The 16,392-nt window shown below is 58.9% G+C and carries 16 protein-coding genes, 1 tRNA gene and 1 riboswitch; of the genes, 4 read left to right on the top strand and 13 right to left on the bottom strand.

The window, feature by feature from the left end; genetic code table 11:
* Positions 1-5 precede the first annotated feature (5 nt).
* The 4 genes from ACIGGE_RS07055 to ACIGGE_RS07040 all read right to left on the bottom strand — a co-directional run bounded on the left by ACIGGE_RS07055 (position 6) and on the right by ACIGGE_RS07040 (position 5,838).
* On the bottom strand, positions 6-728 hold the full coding sequence (locus ACIGGE_RS07055) for an energy transducer TonB (RefSeq protein WP_397489780.1): 723 nt from the start codon (positions 726-728) through the stop codon (positions 6-8).
* A 113-nt stretch (positions 729-841) separates the two neighbouring features.
* Entirely contained in the window at positions 842-3,313 is a 2,472-nt protein-coding gene (locus ACIGGE_RS07050) for a TonB-dependent receptor (RefSeq protein WP_397489779.1), read from the bottom strand.
* Positions 3,314-3,571: 258 nt separating this feature from the next.
* Positions 3,572-4,513, bottom strand: a complete 942-nt coding sequence (locus ACIGGE_RS07045; protein ID WP_397489778.1) for an isopenicillin N synthase family dioxygenase — start codon at positions 4,511-4,513, stop codon at positions 3,572-3,574.
* Between the two features lie 11 nt (positions 4,514-4,524).
* On the bottom strand, positions 4,525-5,838 hold the full coding sequence (locus tag ACIGGE_RS07040; RefSeq protein WP_397489777.1) for a NupC/NupG family nucleoside CNT transporter: 1,314 nt from the start codon (positions 5,836-5,838) through the stop codon (positions 4,525-4,527).
* Between the two features lie 126 nt (positions 5,839-5,964).
* Between ACIGGE_RS07040 and ACIGGE_RS07035 the strand changes: the two genes are divergently transcribed.
* Positions 5,965-6,648, top strand: a complete 684-nt coding sequence (locus tag ACIGGE_RS07035) for a queuosine precursor transporter (RefSeq protein WP_103024478.1) — start codon at positions 5,965-5,967, stop codon at positions 6,646-6,648.
* Here ACIGGE_RS07035 and ACIGGE_RS07030 read toward each other — a convergent pair.
* From ACIGGE_RS07030 to folK, 7 genes are all read right to left on the bottom strand, one after another.
* Positions 6,645-7,160 (bottom strand): DUF421 domain-containing protein, encoded by a 516-nt coding sequence (locus tag ACIGGE_RS07030; RefSeq protein ID WP_397489776.1) that lies wholly within the window; start codon positions 7,158-7,160, stop codon positions 6,645-6,647. The two genes, ACIGGE_RS07035 and ACIGGE_RS07030, sit on opposite strands and share 4 nt — an antisense overlap.
* A gap of 288 nt (positions 7,161-7,448) precedes the next feature.
* Positions 7,449-8,306 carry an S-formylglutathione hydrolase gene (gene fghA, locus ACIGGE_RS07025; RefSeq protein WP_397489775.1) on the bottom strand — a complete coding sequence of 286 codons (858 nt, stop codon included), beginning with the start codon at positions 8,304-8,306 and terminating at the stop codon, positions 7,449-7,451.
* A gap of 2 nt (positions 8,307-8,308) precedes the next feature.
* Complete coding sequence (locus ACIGGE_RS07020; RefSeq protein WP_397489774.1) at positions 8,309-8,950, bottom strand: CoA transferase subunit B; 642 nt, start codon at positions 8,948-8,950, stop codon at positions 8,309-8,311.
* The gene (locus tag ACIGGE_RS07015) at positions 8,950-9,660 is read right to left on the bottom strand and encodes a CoA transferase subunit A (RefSeq protein ID WP_397489773.1); all 711 of its coding nucleotides are present in this window, start codon (positions 9,658-9,660) and stop codon (positions 8,950-8,952) included. Before ACIGGE_RS07015 ends, ACIGGE_RS07020 begins: the two co-directional genes overlap by 1 nt.
* Entirely contained in the window at positions 9,660-10,772 is a 1,113-nt protein-coding gene (locus ACIGGE_RS07010) for an S-(hydroxymethyl)glutathione dehydrogenase/class III alcohol dehydrogenase (protein ID WP_196847646.1), read from the bottom strand. The genes ACIGGE_RS07015 and ACIGGE_RS07010 overlap by 1 nt, the downstream gene beginning before the upstream one ends.
* 56 nt (positions 10,773-10,828) lie before the next feature.
* A tRNA-Lys gene (locus ACIGGE_RS07005) sits at positions 10,829-10,904 on the bottom strand.
* 68 nt (positions 10,905-10,972) lie between these two features.
* Positions 10,973-11,458 carry a 2-amino-4-hydroxy-6-hydroxymethyldihydropteridine diphosphokinase gene (gene folK / locus ACIGGE_RS07000; RefSeq protein ID WP_103024469.1) on the bottom strand — a complete coding sequence of 162 codons (486 nt, stop codon included), beginning with the start codon at positions 11,456-11,458 and terminating at the stop codon, positions 10,973-10,975.
* Between the two features lie 53 nt (positions 11,459-11,511).
* Here folK and ACIGGE_RS06995 point away from each other — a divergent pair, with 53 nt between their 5' ends.
* Positions 11,512-12,933: a M20/M25/M40 family metallo-hydrolase gene (locus ACIGGE_RS06995; RefSeq protein ID WP_397489772.1), complete on the top strand. Its 1,422-nt coding sequence runs from the start codon at positions 11,512-11,514 to the stop codon at positions 12,931-12,933.
* A gap of 22 nt (positions 12,934-12,955) precedes the next feature.
* Here the strand turns inward: ACIGGE_RS06995 and aguB are convergent, their stop codons facing one another.
* Together aguB and ACIGGE_RS06985 are read right to left on the bottom strand one after the other, a co-directional pair.
* Positions 12,956-13,819, bottom strand: coding sequence for an N-carbamoylputrescine amidase (gene aguB, locus ACIGGE_RS06990; protein ID WP_397489771.1), 864 nt, complete (start codon positions 13,817-13,819; stop codon positions 12,956-12,958).
* Between the two features lie 38 nt (positions 13,820-13,857).
* Positions 13,858-14,709, bottom strand: coding sequence for a class I SAM-dependent methyltransferase (locus ACIGGE_RS06985; protein WP_397489770.1), 852 nt, complete (start codon positions 14,707-14,709; stop codon positions 13,858-13,860).
* Between the two features lie 105 nt (positions 14,710-14,814).
* Between ACIGGE_RS06985 and msrA the strand changes: the two genes are divergently transcribed.
* Complete coding sequence (msrA, locus tag ACIGGE_RS06980) at positions 14,815-15,351, top strand: peptide-methionine (S)-S-oxide reductase MsrA (RefSeq protein ID WP_103024589.1); 537 nt, start codon at positions 14,815-14,817, stop codon at positions 15,349-15,351.
* A gap of 245 nt (positions 15,352-15,596) precedes the next feature.
* A riboswitch (yybP-ykoY riboswitch) is annotated at positions 15,597-15,769 on the top strand.
* A gap of 16 nt (positions 15,770-15,785) precedes the next feature.
* On the top strand, positions 15,786-16,364 hold the full coding sequence (locus ACIGGE_RS06975; RefSeq protein ID WP_301641755.1) for a TMEM165/GDT1 family protein: 579 nt from the start codon (positions 15,786-15,788) through the stop codon (positions 16,362-16,364).
* The last annotated feature ends 28 nt before the right edge of the window (positions 16,365-16,392 follow it).

Raw genomic sequence — 16,392 nt, 5'->3', positions numbered from 1 at the left:
GCTTCTTAATTGAAGAAGCGTTGCTGGTAGAAGAAAGTCGCACTGACTGCATTGCCGGCAAAGTCCCTTGCCGGTTCGAACCGGAGCTGATCCAATGCCAACCGGCATACGGTTGCGTCGGTTTCCGGGAAGGGGCTTGGACGGTAGATGCTACACTGCGTTGCACGCCCTTCCGCCGAGACGGTCAGGCGGACAATGACCGATTGACCAATGCGGGCTTGCCTCCCCCCGGGAGGGACTGGAAAGGCACTGGCGTTGGTAATCGCCCGAGTCAGGACTGGCTTGGTTGCGATCCCGCCGCCCTGACCGTTACCGCCCGTACCGCTCCCCGTACCGTCGCCGTCACCCGCGCGACCAGTGCCTGCCCCGTCGTCTGTAGCTCCCGATGTTTGCGCTGTACCGGTCGACGACGCGCGGGGTACAGGGGGGGCTTCAGGTTTGCGAATGGGCGGTTCCGGTGCAGTAACGGGTTGCGGCACCGCCTCGCGACCCGGGTCACCCTGAGCGCCCGCAGGCTCGGGTTCATCGGGTTCTGGCTCCGGCTCGGGAGTCGTGACCGTCACAGTAAACGCAGATACGACCTTCTGTTCGACCTGCGAGACTGCGGACGGCGCAAAGCTGCGTATCAGGAGATAAAAAATGGCGACATGAAGGAGCACGATCAGCGCGATCACCCATGGGTTGGGTTTTCGCCGGGTCTGGGAGTAGCGAGTGATTTGCTCGTTCATTTCTGAACAACCGCATAGCTCCAGTGCCCGTTCCGGTCACCATCGATCCACACGAAAAAGGGCGGCCCTCCAAGCAGGAGAGCCGCCCTACATTCTTTATGCGAACTGGAAGCTTAGAAGCCCCAGATAAGCGATGCCGTGAATGCACGCGGTGCGCCGATATTCACATTTCGCGCACCTCGAGTGAGATCCGTAGGAGCCGACCCAATATAGACCTCGTCCAGAAGATTGGTAATGTTCAGCTGAATGAACGCCTTGTCGAGATCGTCATTAAAGTAGCCGAGAGCCAAACGAGCGTCGAGATCGGCTACGGTGTAGCCGGGCAGTTCAATCGTATTGATATCGTTCACGAAGCGTGATCCAGTACGCTTGATTTGAGCGCCAAGCTCAAGCGGTCCGAAGGAGCCTTGTGCGCGAGCGCCGAGCGTGAACTTCGGAGCGCCAGCTTCGCGCTTGCCGGCTGTAGCCGCAAACGAATTCGCACCGGTCTGAACGTCTTCCTTGATTTCCGATTTCAGATAAGAACCGAACACATAGAGGAAGAAGGGCTCTGCTGGTTGCCACGCAATACTGCCGTCCACACCGTACATTTCTACCTTGCCAAGGTTGCGGGTGATGGACCGATCAAGAATTGGATCGTAGGCCGTCTTTATGCGATCGTTGTATTGATTGTACCATCCAGTAACTTGAGCTTGGACGTTGCCAGTCTGGTAACGGACGCCCAAATCAAAGGCGTCCGACGTTTCGGGAACTGGCGCCACGCCGACAAAAAGCGAACCGTAAAGCGGATCGGTACTCGGAACGGACAAGTTCTTAGCATAGCTTGCAAAGATGCTGGCCGCCGGGGTGATGTCGTAGTTCAGGCCAATATTTGGCAATAGCTTGTCATATTTGTAAGTTGCCGAAGTAGGTGCCACGGATGTCGGATTTGCCGTTAAATAATCTGCGATAGCGTCATCGCCGTTAACACAATCAACATCTCCCGATGCAGTAGTCGTTATACAGTACTGGTTGAGTTCACGTTCGAAGAACGGTGCGCGCAAACCCAGCGTAGCGGTCAGATCACCGAACTGTCCGCGATACTCGGCTGAAATTTGGTTCAATATCGCGAACGACTTGCGGTTACGCTTCTGCGGCGCAACGCCATTGGCATCGAGAACCGGATCGTTGGCCGGAAAAACGTCGACCGGTTCGGCGTTCGGCAAGAGTAGTCCTGCCGTACCGGTCTGCCGGTGACGGGCGTGGTCAAGCGTATAAGCTAAACGCACGCGGTGATCCGGATTGATGTCGTAAATCAAGTTCGCAATGACACCATAACGGTTAGTACGAGTATGGCTCGGCGACAAAATCGTCACGTAGTCGAGGGCATCACCGTCTCCATTGAGATCTACGCCCCCGAAATAGTAGTATTGTGTCCGTCTGCCAGGTTCCCGCTCATTGCGCGAATCCGCGGTAAATATCCCTCCGGTAAATCCGCCGGCCGAAGCACCCTCGAAGCCAATTGATGTGCCACCACCGTTCGCTTTCACATATTGAAAGTTCGGGTCCACAGTGAGCGTCAGCTTATCACTCAGCGTAAAGAGCGAATTAATACGAACGTTGCCTGTATTTGACGGATTGTAGCGACGCTCAAACGCGGTACCACAATCATTGTAGGTATCTTCTACGCCAGTCACACCAGCAACGACTGTGCAAGGAAAACCATCGCCACCGACTTCGTAGAACCGGTCTTCGGGCTCTTGAAGTGGGTTAGTTCCGTCATAGCCATATGTAGAACCGTTAAAATTGTTACGGTTCACATTATAATGGCCGGCAATCGAGATGAAATCGCCGTTATCGCCGATCGGCTGGAAGATCTTGGCGTTGTACTGCTGCTTTTCCACACCGCCGTAATTCGAAAAGGTGGATTCATTCTCGGTGGTCGATGCGCTGAAGAAGGCTTTGAGGCCGCCCGAGGTAAGCTCGCCGGTTTCGACCTTGCCGAAGAAGCGATACATCATGCGATCGCCCGGATTGCCGCGCGAAATGATATTGCCGTAGGTGGTGGCAGTGTAGACGCCGAACTCGTCATCCGGAGCCTTCGTACGAATATTGATCGTGCCACCGGCGGCCGCAGCGGTTGGGCTGTCGACATCGGTCGAGCCGAGCGTCACAGTAGCCGCTTCGATGATTTCCGGATCAACCATCTGGTTGGTGTAAAGAGCGTAGTTGCCCGAATCGTTCAGCGGAATACCGTCGAACGTCTGCGAAATGCGATCCGAGTTGAAGCCACGGATGGTGAAGTTGCCACCGAGCGAACCGAAAGGATCGTTGTTGGTGAAGCTGACGCCGGGGACGAGGTTCAACGTGTCGTTGATCGTCTGGCCGGGTGCCTGGCGCAGGATCAGTTCGGAATCGAGCTGAACCTTGGCCTTCGGCGAATCGGGAATATCGACCCCGCCAACATCGGTGCTGCGCGCACCCGATACGACGATGACATCGTCGTCGAAGTTGAGCGAACCGGTCGACTGCGCGGCGGCAGGAACGGCGACCATGGCGCTGGCGGTGCTGACCACCGATGCGGCCAGGAGAAACTTGAATTTCATCAGAGTAGACCCCTTCAGTCTCTTGATGCGGGATTGCAATGCGAGAGGTGAGCCCCCGCTAGGCGGGACACGTTTCCGCAAAGCGATGGAAATGTGACAGAGTCAAGACAACCGTGATACTTCTGCCGAGAGTTCAGGTGCCCCGCCAAAATTGCACTTAAGGAACAACACGTTGATGGTGTTGCAATCAGGCCACGAGTCTGAAATTTTCCTGATTATGGTTTTTTTGCAACGCACAAATTGGTGCACCGCACCAGATCACGCGAGATTGATCTCGCGCAGGCGCTGCATGAGGAATTCATGGCTGGAGATTGCATCGGGTCGATTCTCCGGATGCTCCGGATCGATGCACGAAGGCAGCGTCTCAATGACATAATCGGGGCGGAAATGCAGGAAAAACGGCATCGAGTACCGCGCACGATAGGCCGCTTCGCCTCGCGGATTTACCACCCGATGCTTGGTCGAGCGCAATCGGCCGTTGGTCAATCTTTCAAGCATATCGCCGATATTGACCACCAGCGCACCCTCCGGCGGGGCGACGGCTTTCCATTCGCCTTGCGAAGTAAGAAGTTCCAGACCGGCTTCTTCCGCACCAAGTAGCAATGTGATCGTGTTGATATCGCCATGCGCGGCTGCGCGGATCGCACCTTCCGCTTCTGCGCCTTCGAGGGGAGGATACCGCAAAAGGCGCATGACGGAATTGCCGTCCTCTACCGTAGGAGCAAAGAACTGGCGCGGTAGCCCCAGATGAAGCGCGATGCCCTCCAGCACCTTGCCGCCGGCTTCTTCGAATGCTGTGTAAAGTTCGAGGAAGGTTTCGCGAAATCCGTCGATCTCGTCCGGCCAGATATTGGCTGGCATATAATCCGCAAGATCATGGCCCTCCGGCAGCTGGCGACCGACGTGCCAGAATTCCTTGAGGTCATGGACCTTGGCATCCTTGGCCTTTTCGGTCCCGAACGGCGTGTATCCGCGAGCCCCGCCGCCACCAGGCGTGTGATACGCCTTCTTCACATCATCGGGGAGCGCGAAGAATTCCTTGGACAGCGCCTCGGCGCGATCGATCAGGTCCTGCGGGATGCCGTGATCGCGGATGACGGCGAAACCGTATTGCTCGAAGCTACGCCCCAGCTCATCGGCTATGCTGTCCAGCGGCTGTGCCAGCGACACTACCGCGATATCGGTGTTCGAATCGGTCATGGCGAAGCCCTTTAATACGGTAGGAAAAGACCTGCCAGCGCGGCGCTCATAAGGTTGGCGAGAGAACCGGCGGCAAGCGCTCGCAAACCAAGCCTGGCGATGACCGGCCGCTGGTTGGGAGCGAGCCCGCCGGTCACGGCCATCTGAATGGCTATCGAACTGAAATTAGCGAAACCGCACAAGGCGAACGTAATAATAGCGCGACTGCGTTCCGTCAGGACCTCGGGGCCGATCGTCCCGAGCTCGATGAATGCGACAAACTCGTTCAGCACGATCTTCGTCCCGAACAGTCCGCCCGCAGCGCCAGCCTGATCCCACGGAATGCCGATCAGATACATCATGGGAGCGAAGACGAAGCCGAGCAGCTTCTGGAAGCTGAGGTCCGAATAGCCGAACCATCCGCCAACACCCGCCAGAAGACCATTGGCCAGGGCTACCAGCGCGACGAATGCAAGGACCATCGCGCCAACGGCGACCGCAAGTTTGACACCGGTTTGCGCGCCCTGCGCGGCGGCTTCGATGACATTGGCCGGACGCTCGCCCTCCTCGAAGGTCTCTGCGATCTCCACTTCCCTCTCGCTCTCGGTGAGCGCGGCAGGTCCCTCGCCGCTGATCCGGCCGCGCGGCAACGGCAACTCACCCTCCGCTTCAGGAGACGGCTCGCCGTCATCGGGCATGATGATCTTCGCCATCAATATGCCGCCAGGGGCAGACATGAATGCGGCGGCCAGGAGAAAGGGCAGATAGGCATTGCCGAGCAGCCCGGCATAAGCGGCAAGGATCGTGCCGGCAACGCCGGCCATTCCCACCGCCATGAGCGTGAACAGCCGAGAGGGCGCAAGTGCGGCGAGGTACGGGCGCACAACGAGCGGGCTTTCGGATTGGCCGACAAAAATATTCGCCGCGGCCCCTAGCGATTCGACCTTCGATATCCCCGTCACCCAGCCGATTGCACCGCCGACCCAACGCACGACACGTTGCATGATGCCGAGATAATAGAGGATCGAAACCAAGGCTGCGAAAAAGATGATCACCGGCAACGCGCCCAGTGCGAAGGTGTTCGCCAACGGGTTCGTCTCGTTCGGGCCGAAAAGAAACTGCGTTCCCTGGTCCGCATAGGAAAGGAGGGCGGCCACCCCATTAGCCATGCCTTGTATCACGGCACGCCCGCCGCTCGTGGCCAGTACGAGAAAAGCCATCAGAGTCTGCAGCGCGAAGGCTGCACCGACGACCCTGAGTTTGATCCTCCGCTTGCCGGTCGACAGCAAGAATGCGACCAGCAAAATCGCCAGAATGCCGATAATATTGATAAGGATGGGCGACATCGGCTTCCCTTCGGACGCTACAAGTTGCGGATGAAATTAGCCGCTGTCTTGCTTGCACCGTCCCATTAGTCAATTTTCACTACTCACCGATGGCCAAGCCGTCCCCGAATTCCACGAGATCCACCCATGACAGAACCCGCCAACGAAATCCGGCCTGCCGCTGCCGCCATGCCGCTCGGCCTGTTCGTTTACACTCTGATCTACGGGGGAATGACCGTCTTGGCAGGCGTTCTCGCGTACAAGCAGGTTCAGCTGTGGCCGACCGAACTGGCCGTGGAATCCGGCATCTTCGCCTTTCTGCTACTGGTCGTGATATCGAGCACCATCGCACAGCTGTACGGCGAAAAGCTTGCCAATAGGATCGTTTGGTGGGGTTTCATTCCGCTGCTCATCGCTTCGCTACTGATGCAACTAGTACTGAATCTTCCTGCTTCAGTAGAGATGGTCGAGTTTCGCGGCGAGGACCTCGCAGCTTTCGAGCGCGTCCATGCTACGTTGTGGCGCGTATGGATGGCCGGGCCCGCGGCTTACATCGTATCGCTGCTACTCAATGTCTGGATTTTTTCGCGTCTACGCGGCTCATCGCAGAGTACCTCAACCGTCTCGTTGATGATGCGCGGCGCAATTGCTTCCGCACTCAGCCAAGCTATCGATTCGGTCATCTTCATCACGCTCGCCTTTTACGGGCAATTCGAGATAACCAATCTGCTCATCGGGCAAGTCATCGCCAAGGTGGCGCTCAGCTTCGTGCTGGTTCCGTTTCTGATTACGGGCGGCGTGGCTTTTGCACGCTGGCTGGACCGGCGCTAGAGACGCCGGACATCCCCGATCAGGGTTTCGTCCAGAGCGTCACCATGCAGTACGGAAACGTCGCCCGTGGTTTCCAGAACCACCGCGCGTACGCACGAAAGGTCGAGCGCGTTCGCCTCGCGCAGTTTTGCGATCAGATCGCTTTTCGACACCCGGGTTTTGCGTAACGCGTCCTCCAAGAATTTGCCGTTGCGCATCAGAAAGACCGGCTCGTTCTGCATGATTGCTTCGGCGGCATCCGACGTCTTGCGGATGTAAGCAGCGATAAACTGGACCAGAAACAGGCCGAGCATTCCGGCCGATGCCTGGGCGAACCCGCTCCAACTGCTGGCTTGTGCCGCCCCAGCCACCAAGCTGCCCAAGGCAACGGTCATGACGAAATCGAAATTCGTCATCTTGGACAAGGATCGCAAACCGTTGATGCGGATAAGGATGACGACCCAAACAATGGCTCCCGCAGACAGAATGATGCCGCGCGCAGCGATATCCAGCACCGTGTTTTCCAGTATCATGCCCGTTCAACGCCTGAAGCGCGATAGGTAAGCGGGGCCGCACTAAAGTCGACATCGAGGGGGTCGGCGACCGGAGAGGGCAAATCGGTTGCGGTGCTGTAGGCCGGGAGATCTTCGCCAGCCTCCTGGGCACGAGACGGCGACGCACAGGCGAACAGTGCCAGGGCAGCCGTGCCGCCAAACGTTCCGATGATGCCTCCCACAGATCCCATCGCGCCATGTCTAGCAGGGAAATCCCGCAAAGCCACAGTCATCGGGCGCGGCAGAGCTTTTATGCCGTGGGGAGTGCTACTCGGCGCCGCTCTGTTTCAAATGTCGCGCATGCCAGGCCACGTGTTCGGCCATGAATGTCGATATGAAGTAGTACGAATGGTCGTACCCATCCTGAAACCGGATGTCTGCAGGCATGCTGGCTTTTTCGCAGATTTCAATCAGCAGTTCGGTCTTGAGTTGCTCTTCGAGAAAGCCATCGGCCGTGCCTTGATCCACCAGTAGGGCAGGCAATCTCGCACCGTCTTCTATCAGTGCGCAGGCGTCATATTCACGCCAAGCCTGGCGATCCGCCCCGAGATATCCGCCGAGCGCCTTTTCTCCCCACGGACATGCAAGCGGACTTGCGATCGGCGAGAATGCACTGACCGAACGAAAGCGGTCCGCGTTGCGGAGTGCGACGGTCAGTGCGCCGTGACCACCCATCGAATGGCCCGTGATGCTCTGACGGTTCATATCGATGGGGAAATGCCCGCCAACCAGCTCCGGCAGTTCCTGTTCGATATAGCTGCGCATGCGGAAATGCTCTGCCCAGGGGTCCTGCGTAGCGTCGACATAAAATCCAGCGCCTTGGCCGAAATCGTATGCTTCATCGTCGGGCACGTTCTCGCCGCGCGGTGAGGTGTCTGGCGCAATAAAGATGATCCCGTGCTCGGCGCATGCAGCACGAAACTCGCCCTTGTCGGTGACGTTGGCGTGGGTGCATGTAAGCCCGGAAAGGAACCACAGGACCGGCAGCTTCGTGCCTTCTTCGTGCTCGGGTACAAACACGGAGAACGTCATATCGGTGCCGGTACTGACCGAAGCGTGGCGATAAACGCCTTGAATGCCGCCCTGGCTACGGTGCTCCTCGACTGTTTCCAACGCGGTAGCCATCCCTAGAGAGCGACTTCGTACTGCGCGGTCGTCTTTTCGGCTACTTCTTCGGCGGTCACGCCCGGCGCCAGTTCGATCAAACGAAATGCGCTGTCATGGTCGGGCCGCTGGAATACGGCGAGATCCGTCACCACCATGTCGACCACGTTCTGCCCTGTCAGAGGCAGCGTGCATTCGGAGATGAACTTCGGGCTTCCGTCCTTGGCAGTGTGCTCCATAACAACGATGATCTTCTTGACGCCGGCAACCAGATCCATGGCGCCGCCCATGCCCTTGATCATTTTGCCGGGGATCATCCAGTTCGCGATATCGCCATTTTGTGCGACTTCCATTGCACCGAGCACAGTCAGATCGATGTGCCCGCCACGGATCATGGCGAAGCTGGCAGCACTATCGAAATAGGCACTATGCGGAAGTTCGCTGATGGTCTGCTTACCAGCATTGATCAGATCGGCATCTTCTTCACCGGCATAGGGGAATGGTCCGATGCCGAGCATGCCGTTCTCGCTCTGCAGCGTTACATGCATGCCGTCAGGAATGTGGTTGGCCACCAGCGTCGGGATGCCGATGCCGAGGTTGACGTAATATCCGTCTTCCAGTTCCTTGGCCGCGCGGGCGGCCATCTGGTTGCGATCCCAGCCCATTACGCGGCCTCCCTTTCGCGGGTTGTCACAAATTCGATCTTCTTGTCGTAAGGTGACCCAACGATCATGCGCTGGACGTAGACCCCGGGCAGATGAATGCAGTCGGGATCGAGGCTACCGGTAGGCACGATTTCCTCGACTTCGACGACGCAGACCTTGCCGCACGTTGCGGCGGGGAGATTGAAGTTGCGAGCGGTCTTTCGGAAAACGAGATTGCCCGTCTCGTCGGCCTTCCACGCCTTCACGATTGCGAGGTCGGCGAAAATCCCATGTTCCAGGATATAGGTTTCGCCGTCGAAATCCTTGTGCTCCTTGCCTTCGGCGACCTGCGTGCCGACGCCGGTCTTGGTATAGAAGCCGGGAATGCCCGCTCCACCTGCCCGCATGCGTTCGGCCAGCGTGCCCTGCGGGCAGAACTCGACCTCCAGCTCGCCGGAAAGGAATTGCCGCTCGAATTCCTTGTTCTCGCCAACATAGGAAGAAAACATTTTCTTCACCTGCTGGGTACGCAAAAGCATGCCGATGCCTTCATTATCGATGCCGGCGTTGTTGCTGCAGAAAGTGAGCCCCTTGACCCCGCTGTCACGAATAGCGGTGAGCAGGCGCTCCGGAATTCCGCAGAGGCCAAAGCCGCCGCTTGCGATGAGCATGTCGTCGCGCAACACCCCGTCGAGCGCCGCTGCGGCGTCAGAATAGATCTTGCCGGCCATCAGAACACCACCACGCTGCGGATGCTTTCACCTGCATGCATAAGGTCAAACCCCTTGTTGATGTCCTCTAGGCTGAGAACGTGAGTGATCATCGGGTCGATCTCGATCTTCCCGTCCATGTACCAATCGACGATTTTCGGAACATCGGTGCGGCCCTTGGCTCCGCCGAACGCCGTGCCGCGCCAGTTGCGACCGGTCACCAGCTGGAAGGGCCGGGTGGAGATTTCCTTGCCCGCTTCGGCAACGCCAATGACGATGGATGTACCCCAGCCGCGATGGCAAGCCTCCAGGGCCGTGCGCATCACCTCCGTATTACCCGTACAGTCGAAGGTGTAATCGGCTCCTCCGTCCGTCATCTCGACGACCTTGGCCACCACTTCGTCCCGGCTCATACCCTTGGTATTGAGGAAATGGGTCATTCCGAACTTGCGGCCCCATTCTTCGCGATCAGAATTGATGTCGATGCCGATGATCATGCCGGCGCCGGCGAGCCGCGCACCCTGAATGACATTGAGACCGATCCCGCCCAGGCCGAAGACCACGACATTGTCACCAACCTGGACCTTGGCCGTATTGGTCACTGCGCCGACGCCCGTTGTGACACCGCAGCCGATATAGCAGCTCGTCTTGAAGGGGGCATCCTCACGAATCTTGGCGACCGCGATTTCGGGCAGGACAGTGAAGTTCGAGAAGGTCGAGCAGCCCATATAATGGAAAATCGGCTCGCCCTTGTAGGAAAAGCGCGTCGTACCATCGGGCATCAGGCCCTTACCCTGAGTGGCCCTGATCGCGGTACAAAGGTTCGTCTTGCCGCTCAGGCACGATTTGCACTGGCGGCATTCGGGGGTGTAAAGCGGAATGACGTGGTCGCCGGGCGAGACGCTCGTGACGCCGGCGCCGACTTCACGCACGATTCCTGCGCCCTCATGACCCAGGACACTGGGAAAGATCCCCTCGCTGTCCAATCCATCGAGCGTATACGCATCCGTGTGGCAGAGACCGGTCGCCATGATCTCGACCAGCACTTCGCCCGCCTTTGGTCCCTCCAGGTCTAACTCGACGATTTCGAGTGGTTGCTTGGGGGCGAAAGCGACGGCGGCGCGGGTTTTCATGGGAATGTCGGCTCCGGTAGTTGGTGCCGGCACTCCGGCCTCGGTGCGGATAGTGGTGGTGAGCCGTGCTGGGTTCGAACCAGCGACCTACTGATTAAAAGTCAGTTGCTCTACCGACTGAGCTAACGGCCCGACCACGGCGTGCCACCTAGGGGCGCCTTTGCGGGCGGTCAAGCGGGTCATGCGAGATTTGGCGCAGGTCAGCGGAAACTTCTTCTGGCGAGCTGACGCAGGGTGTGGCCCGAGACAGGGTCTCGCCAATCCGCTGCAATTTCGGCCGCCGGGCGCAACACAAATTCACGTTCTCGAAACAGGGGATGCGGGATCGAAAGAGTTGTCGAATGCCAGGCCCCGCCACTCCAAAGAACGATGTCGAGATCGAGTGTGCGCGATCGCCACCTCTGCCCGCGCCGCTCGCGTCCGAACTTTTCCTCGATTGATTGAAGGTGTTCCAGCGTCTCGGTGGGATCGAGATCGCCACTGATTACGACAGCGCCATTTGCATATTGCCGCTGCGAAGGGCCGATGGGCACGCTATCCACCCAAGACGAGACAGCTTCGACCTCCCAGCCTTCCTCGGCCAGTTCTGCCACCGCCGCATCAAGCACTGCGCGCGGGGCACCGATCTGGGGTACGCGCCGGTTCGACCCCAGTGCAATCAGGTAGCGATGCTTGCTTGCCTCCATGAAGGCTCCGTCCTAGCGTCCCGCCGCGTGATAGCCAACTGGAGGGGCAGGCGATGAGGGTAAAGGCATTTCTTCTGGCGGGCGCGCTGGCTTCGGCGGGCCCAATCGCGGCTCAGGATACCGAAACGCGTCAACTGACCGATCACCAGCAGATGGTCCATGACATCTATCGCGACATAATAGGCTTTCGTACGGCGCGCGGTCATCAGCAGGTGGATGACATGGTCGCGTACCTCACGAAGCATCTGTCCGATGCTGGCTTCGCGCAGGAAGACCTGATGGTCGCTGACTACGACAGCGACGGCGAACCGACGCAGGGGCTTATTGTAAGATATCGCGGTGACGGTTCATCGGGAGAAAAGCCGATCGTGATGCTGGCTCACATGGACATGGTGGATGCTCTGCCGGAGGATTGGGATCGCGATCCATTCACTCTGACCGAAGAAGACGGTTATTTCTTCGGACGCGGAACGATGGACAATAAGTACGGCGTCGCCAATCTCGTAGGCACTTTCATACGGCTGAAAGATGAAGGTTGGACGCCCAACCGGGATCTCTATCTGGCTTTCTCTGGTGATGAGGAAACCGGCATGGTTTCCACCCGCGCACAGGCGAAGTGGATCGCAGAGAACGTCGACCCTGCTTTCGTGCTGAATTCCGATGCCGGCGGAACGGCGCTGGACGACGAGTTCAAGCCGCTGGCCATGCGTGTTCAGGCTGCAGAAAAAACGTTTGCGACGTTCGAGCTTACCGTGAGCAATCCAGGCGGCCACTCTTCGCGGCCGCGATCCGACAATGCCATCTATGAACTGTCGGCAGCGCTTCTGAAATTGGCCGATCACAAATTCGCAGTTCAGGCGACACCGCTGACCCGAAGCTATTTTGCAGCCCTTGGCCAGAGCGTGCCGGGCGAACTGGGCGATGCCATGCGGGCCTTTGCGGAAAACCCAGAAGATCCGGCAGCCGTCGCCACGCTTCAGTCGAACCCCGAGACGGTGGGCACGCTCGGCACGACTTGCGTTGCGACGATGCTCCGCGCCGGGCATGCGGAAAACGCGTTGCCGCAGAGCGCGACGGCGACCGTGAACTGCCGCATTTTCCCCGGCATCGGGGTGGAGAAGACCCAGGCCGAACTGGCCCGCGTCATCGGCAACGACAATGTTTCGTTCAAGCTGATGGCAGAGGTGACGGAAAGCCCCGTCTCTGTTCTCCGGGACGATGTCCGGGCAGCGGTCGCGAAAAGCCTCGCCGCACGATACGGCAAGGACATACCAATCATTCCCTATATGGAATCGGGCGGTACCGACGGGATGCATTACCGCACGCTAGGCTACGATACGGTCGCCGTAAGCGGAGGCGCCAGCCGTTCGCAGGACATGTATGCACATGGCCTAAACGAACGGGCAAATGTCGATGCGTTCTATTCGGGCCTCGATCACTGGACGATCATACTCAAGGAACTGGCAGGCAGATAGCGCGGGGGCGTACGGCCCGCCTTCAGATATCCTCGCAGATGCGCCCGTAAAGCTGGGGACGTCGATCGCGAAAGAAGCCCATGCCCGCACGATGTTTTCGTGCGCGGTCGAGGTCGAGCGTTGCGACGAGGACACCATGTGACGAACCGCCGAATTCCTCGACCAGATCGCCCCATTCATCGCTGATGAAACTGTGGCCATAGAAGCTCTGCTGACGATCCGCGGGACCTTCGTGTCCGATACGATTGGCCGCGCAGACGGGCATGCAATTGGACACCGCATGACCGATCATTGCACGCCGCCACATGCGGCTGGTATCGAGATCTGCATCGTAAGGTTCGGAGCCGATGGCAGTCGGATAAAACAGTACTTCGGCGCCCTCAAGCGCCATGACGCGAGCACATTCGGGATACCATTGATCCCAGCAGATGCCGATGCCGATACGCGCGCCGAACACATCCCATACCTTGAACCCGTCGTTGCCGGGGCGGAAGTAGTATTTCTCTTCGTAGCCCGGTCCGTCAGGAATATGGCTTTTGCGGTATGTCCCCATGATTTCGCCATCCGGGCCGATCATGGCGAGCGTGTTGTAATAATGCTGGCCGTCACGTTCGAAGAAGCTTGTCGGAATGGCCACCTTTAATCTTGCGGCGAGTTCCTGCATGGCAATGACGCTGGGGCTTTCGCCGGTCGGGTGAGCAAGAGCAAAGAGGTCCTCCTCCTCCTCCCGGCAGAAATATTCCCCCGCGAAAAGTTCGGGCGGCAGGATGATCTGTGCGCCCTTGGCCGCCGCGTCTTCCACCAGTTTCGAGACGGCGGCGATATTGTCTGCCGCGTCGGGGCGGGCGAGCGGCAATTGCAGGACGGCGACGGTCAGTTCTCTCATGGGCGCCAGATAAGCAACCGTCGCGCGTCAGGCAATGATCAGTCCCGCTTGCGGAACAGCAGGGTCATGCGATCGCTTTCGCCCAGATTGCGCGTTTGCGCGTCCATCGCATCATCGCCCCCGAGGCTTGGCGGCATCATCCATACGCCGTCTTCCCAATTGGCCGGATCGCGCGGATTGGCGTTCACCTCGCTGCTGCCGACGAATTCGAAGCCTAGGGCCTCCACGAAGCCCACGACATCGTCCTGTCGCAGATAGCCTTTCGAGCCGTTGGCATAGTCGGCGCTGGCATCTTCGGGCGCGCGATGCTGGACGATGCCAAGCATCCCGCCTGGTTTGAGCAGGCCGCGCATGGTCTTGATTTCACTGTCGGCATTGTTCCAGCGCATCATGTTGTGGAGCATGCGAATGACGAGGATGCGATCGAACGTGCCCGCTTCGCCTTCCGGCACGGCATCAAGCGTCATGGCCGAGAAATGTTCTGCCGGAAGCCCGGTGAATTCGGCAGCTTCGGCAGGAAAACCGGCGGCCCCGGCGCGGATGCGCTGCTGCGCTTCGGCGTCGAAGGGACCGCTGGTGGGATCGTAATACAAACCGACGAGCTGCCCCTCACCGCCCAGATAGTGTCCGAGAACGCGCGTGTACCAGCCGCCGCCAGGCGCATATTCACCGACTTTCATGTCCGGGGCGACGCGGAAGAATGCGAGGGTTTCGGAAGGGTGACGATACTGATCACGCGCGCGATCTTCGGCGCGGCTGGGATGATTGATCTCGCCGGATATCGCTTCGGCATGAGTCGCTGCGAAGGCCGCGGGATCGGGCAATTTCTGATCGTCGGCAACGGCAGGAACGCCGAATGCCAGCGCTGTGGCGGCGAGCAGGTAACGCATCTGATCTCTCCCTCGAATGGATCGGTGATGTCCTGCACGTGCAACTGCACGATGACAAGCGCGGGACGGATTCCTATCTTGGTATCCAACAAGGAGTTTGATGACATGGCAGAACAGCAGGCGATCATTGCCGGCGGGTGCTTCTGGTGCACCGAAGCGGTGATGAAGGACGTGATCGGCGTCAGCGAAGTAGAGAGCGGCTATATCGGCGGGCATCAGGCGAACCCGACCTACAAGGAGGTCTGCACGGGCAATACCGGCCATGCCGAAGGTGTGCGTGTCACATTCGATGACGAGCAGATCACCCTCGCCCAGCTTTACGACGTCTTCCTGGGCACGCATGATCCGACCCAGCTGAATCGGCAGGGCAACGATGTCGGCACCCAGTATCGCAGTGCGATCTTCCCGCTCGAAGGGCAGGAAGAAGAAGCCAGGGCCGCCATTGCGCGATGGAACGACGAACACGAGGGGCAGGAGGCCGTCACCACCATCGAGAGCGGCGAATGGTACCCGGCGGAGGATTACCATCAGGAATACTGGGATGGCGAAGGCCAGCGGAACCCGTACTGCCTTGCAGTTATCCCGCCCAAGCTGATGAAACTGCGCAAAAGCTTCCAGAAGTATCTGAAGGAAGACGCCTGATTCGAACGCCCGGCTGCTTAGCTTTGCAACCGCAAAGCTGAGACATGGACCGGGTGTTACACAGTCCAAGAGCAAAAAAAACCACCGCCGGATAATCCTCATCCGGCGGTGGTTTTTTGCGATTCTGGCAGGGTGGGATAGGCATGGAGAATACGCTGGCACGTGGGGCAGCGAGTAGGAAAGCCGGTAATGATGCGTGCTCAGTACCGGCCGGCCTTGCGCGCCGGATGGGTCGCTGCTAGCCAACCGCCGTCATCTGGGGAGTAGCCCGCCGCATTCAGTGCGGTTCCCTCGCGTCAACATACTCGGCCGAGAGGTCGTGGCGCAGGGGTTCGAGCATCCGTTCGGGCAAGACCAATGGCACCTGACTTTCGTCCGGCCGGGCGGAAGGTCCGGTGTCGTTGAAGTCTTGAAGCCCGGCCCGGAGATACCCTGTGGAAGCCATTCTCACTTCGACCGCCGTGGTTGCGCTCGCCGAAATCGGCGACAAGACCATGCTCCTTGCCATCGTGCTTGCAACGCGATTTCGCAAACCCCTGCCGATTGTTTTCGGCATCCTGGTCGCCACCCTGGCAAACCATGGCATTGCCGCTTTCGTGGGCCAATCCGTCGCCAGCCTGCTGGAAGGTCCGTGGTTTCGCTATGCCGTCGGAGCAAGCTTCATCGCCATGGCCCTGTGGACGCTTGTGCCAGACAAGCTGGACGACGATGAACAACCCAAGGCCCCGCGGTTCGGGGCCTTCCTGACAACCACCATCGCGTTCTTCATTGTCGAAATAGGAGACAAAACGCAGGTTGCCACCATTGCCCTGGGGGCGCAGTTCCAGAGCGTCCTTCTGGTAACGCTGGGCACGACGCTCGGCATGATGCTGGCCAATGTGCCGGCGGTCTATTTCGGCAATGCCATCGTAGAACGCGTTTCGCTGAAAGCAGTACGGATCATTGCGGCACTGCTGTTCCTTGCGATAGGCCTGTGGGTCATCGCGGCCGCGGCGCTGCCGGGCATCTCCTGATTGGAGGTTGCGATTGCGGATAATTTTT

Origin of the sequence: Qipengyuania sp. NPDC077410, assembly GCF_044543405.1 — a bacterium.
GTDB lineage: Bacteria > Pseudomonadota > Alphaproteobacteria > Sphingomonadales > Sphingomonadaceae > Qipengyuania > Qipengyuania pacifica.
This window is presented reverse-complemented; position numbering and strand designations above follow the sequence as displayed.

Bases quoted from the DNA above. Each gene is read 5' to 3' on its own strand.
- ACIGGE_RS07030 (WP_397489776.1), bottom strand. From the start codon at position 7,160: ATGATACTGGAAAACACGGTGCTGGATATCGCTGCGCGCGGCATCATT.
- ACIGGE_RS07040 (WP_397489777.1), bottom strand. From the start codon at position 5,838: ATGTCGCCCATCCTTATCAATATTATCGGCATTCTGGCGATTTTGCTG.
- ACIGGE_RS06985 (WP_397489770.1), bottom strand. From the start codon at position 14,709: ATGCGTTACCTGCTCGCCGCCACAGCGCTGGCATTCGGCGTTCCTGCC.
- fghA (WP_397489775.1), bottom strand. From the start codon at position 8,306: ATGGCTACCGCGTTGGAAACAGTCGAGGAGCACCGTAGCCAGGGCGGC.
- ACIGGE_RS07010 (WP_196847646.1), bottom strand. From the start codon at position 10,772: ATGAAAACCCGCGCCGCCGTCGCTTTCGCCCCCAAGCAACCACTCGAA.
- ACIGGE_RS07020 (WP_397489774.1), bottom strand. From the start codon at position 8,950: ATGGGCTGGGATCGCAACCAGATGGCCGCCCGCGCGGCCAAGGAACTG.
- folK (WP_103024469.1), bottom strand. From the start codon at position 11,458: ATGGAGGCAAGCAAGCATCGCTACCTGATTGCACTGGGGTCGAACCGG.
- ACIGGE_RS07055 (WP_397489780.1), bottom strand. From the start codon at position 728: ATGAACGAGCAAATCACTCGCTACTCCCAGACCCGGCGAAAACCCAAC.
- ACIGGE_RS07045 (WP_397489778.1), bottom strand. From the start codon at position 4,513: ATGACCGATTCGAACACCGATATCGCGGTAGTGTCGCTGGCACAGCCG.
- aguB (WP_397489771.1), bottom strand. From the start codon at position 13,819: ATGAGAGAACTGACCGTCGCCGTCCTGCAATTGCCGCTCGCCCGCCCC.
- ACIGGE_RS06995 (WP_397489772.1), top strand. From the start codon at position 11,512: ATGAGGGTAAAGGCATTTCTTCTGGCGGGCGCGCTGGCTTCGGCGGGC.
- ACIGGE_RS07035 (WP_103024478.1), top strand. From the start codon at position 5,965: ATGACAGAACCCGCCAACGAAATCCGGCCTGCCGCTGCCGCCATGCCG.
- ACIGGE_RS07050 (WP_397489779.1), bottom strand. From the start codon at position 3,313: ATGAAATTCAAGTTTCTCCTGGCCGCATCGGTGGTCAGCACCGCCAGC.
- msrA (WP_103024589.1), top strand. From the start codon at position 14,815: ATGGCAGAACAGCAGGCGATCATTGCCGGCGGGTGCTTCTGGTGCACC.
- ACIGGE_RS07015 (WP_397489773.1), bottom strand. From the start codon at position 9,660: ATGGCCGGCAAGATCTATTCTGACGCCGCAGCGGCGCTCGACGGGGTG.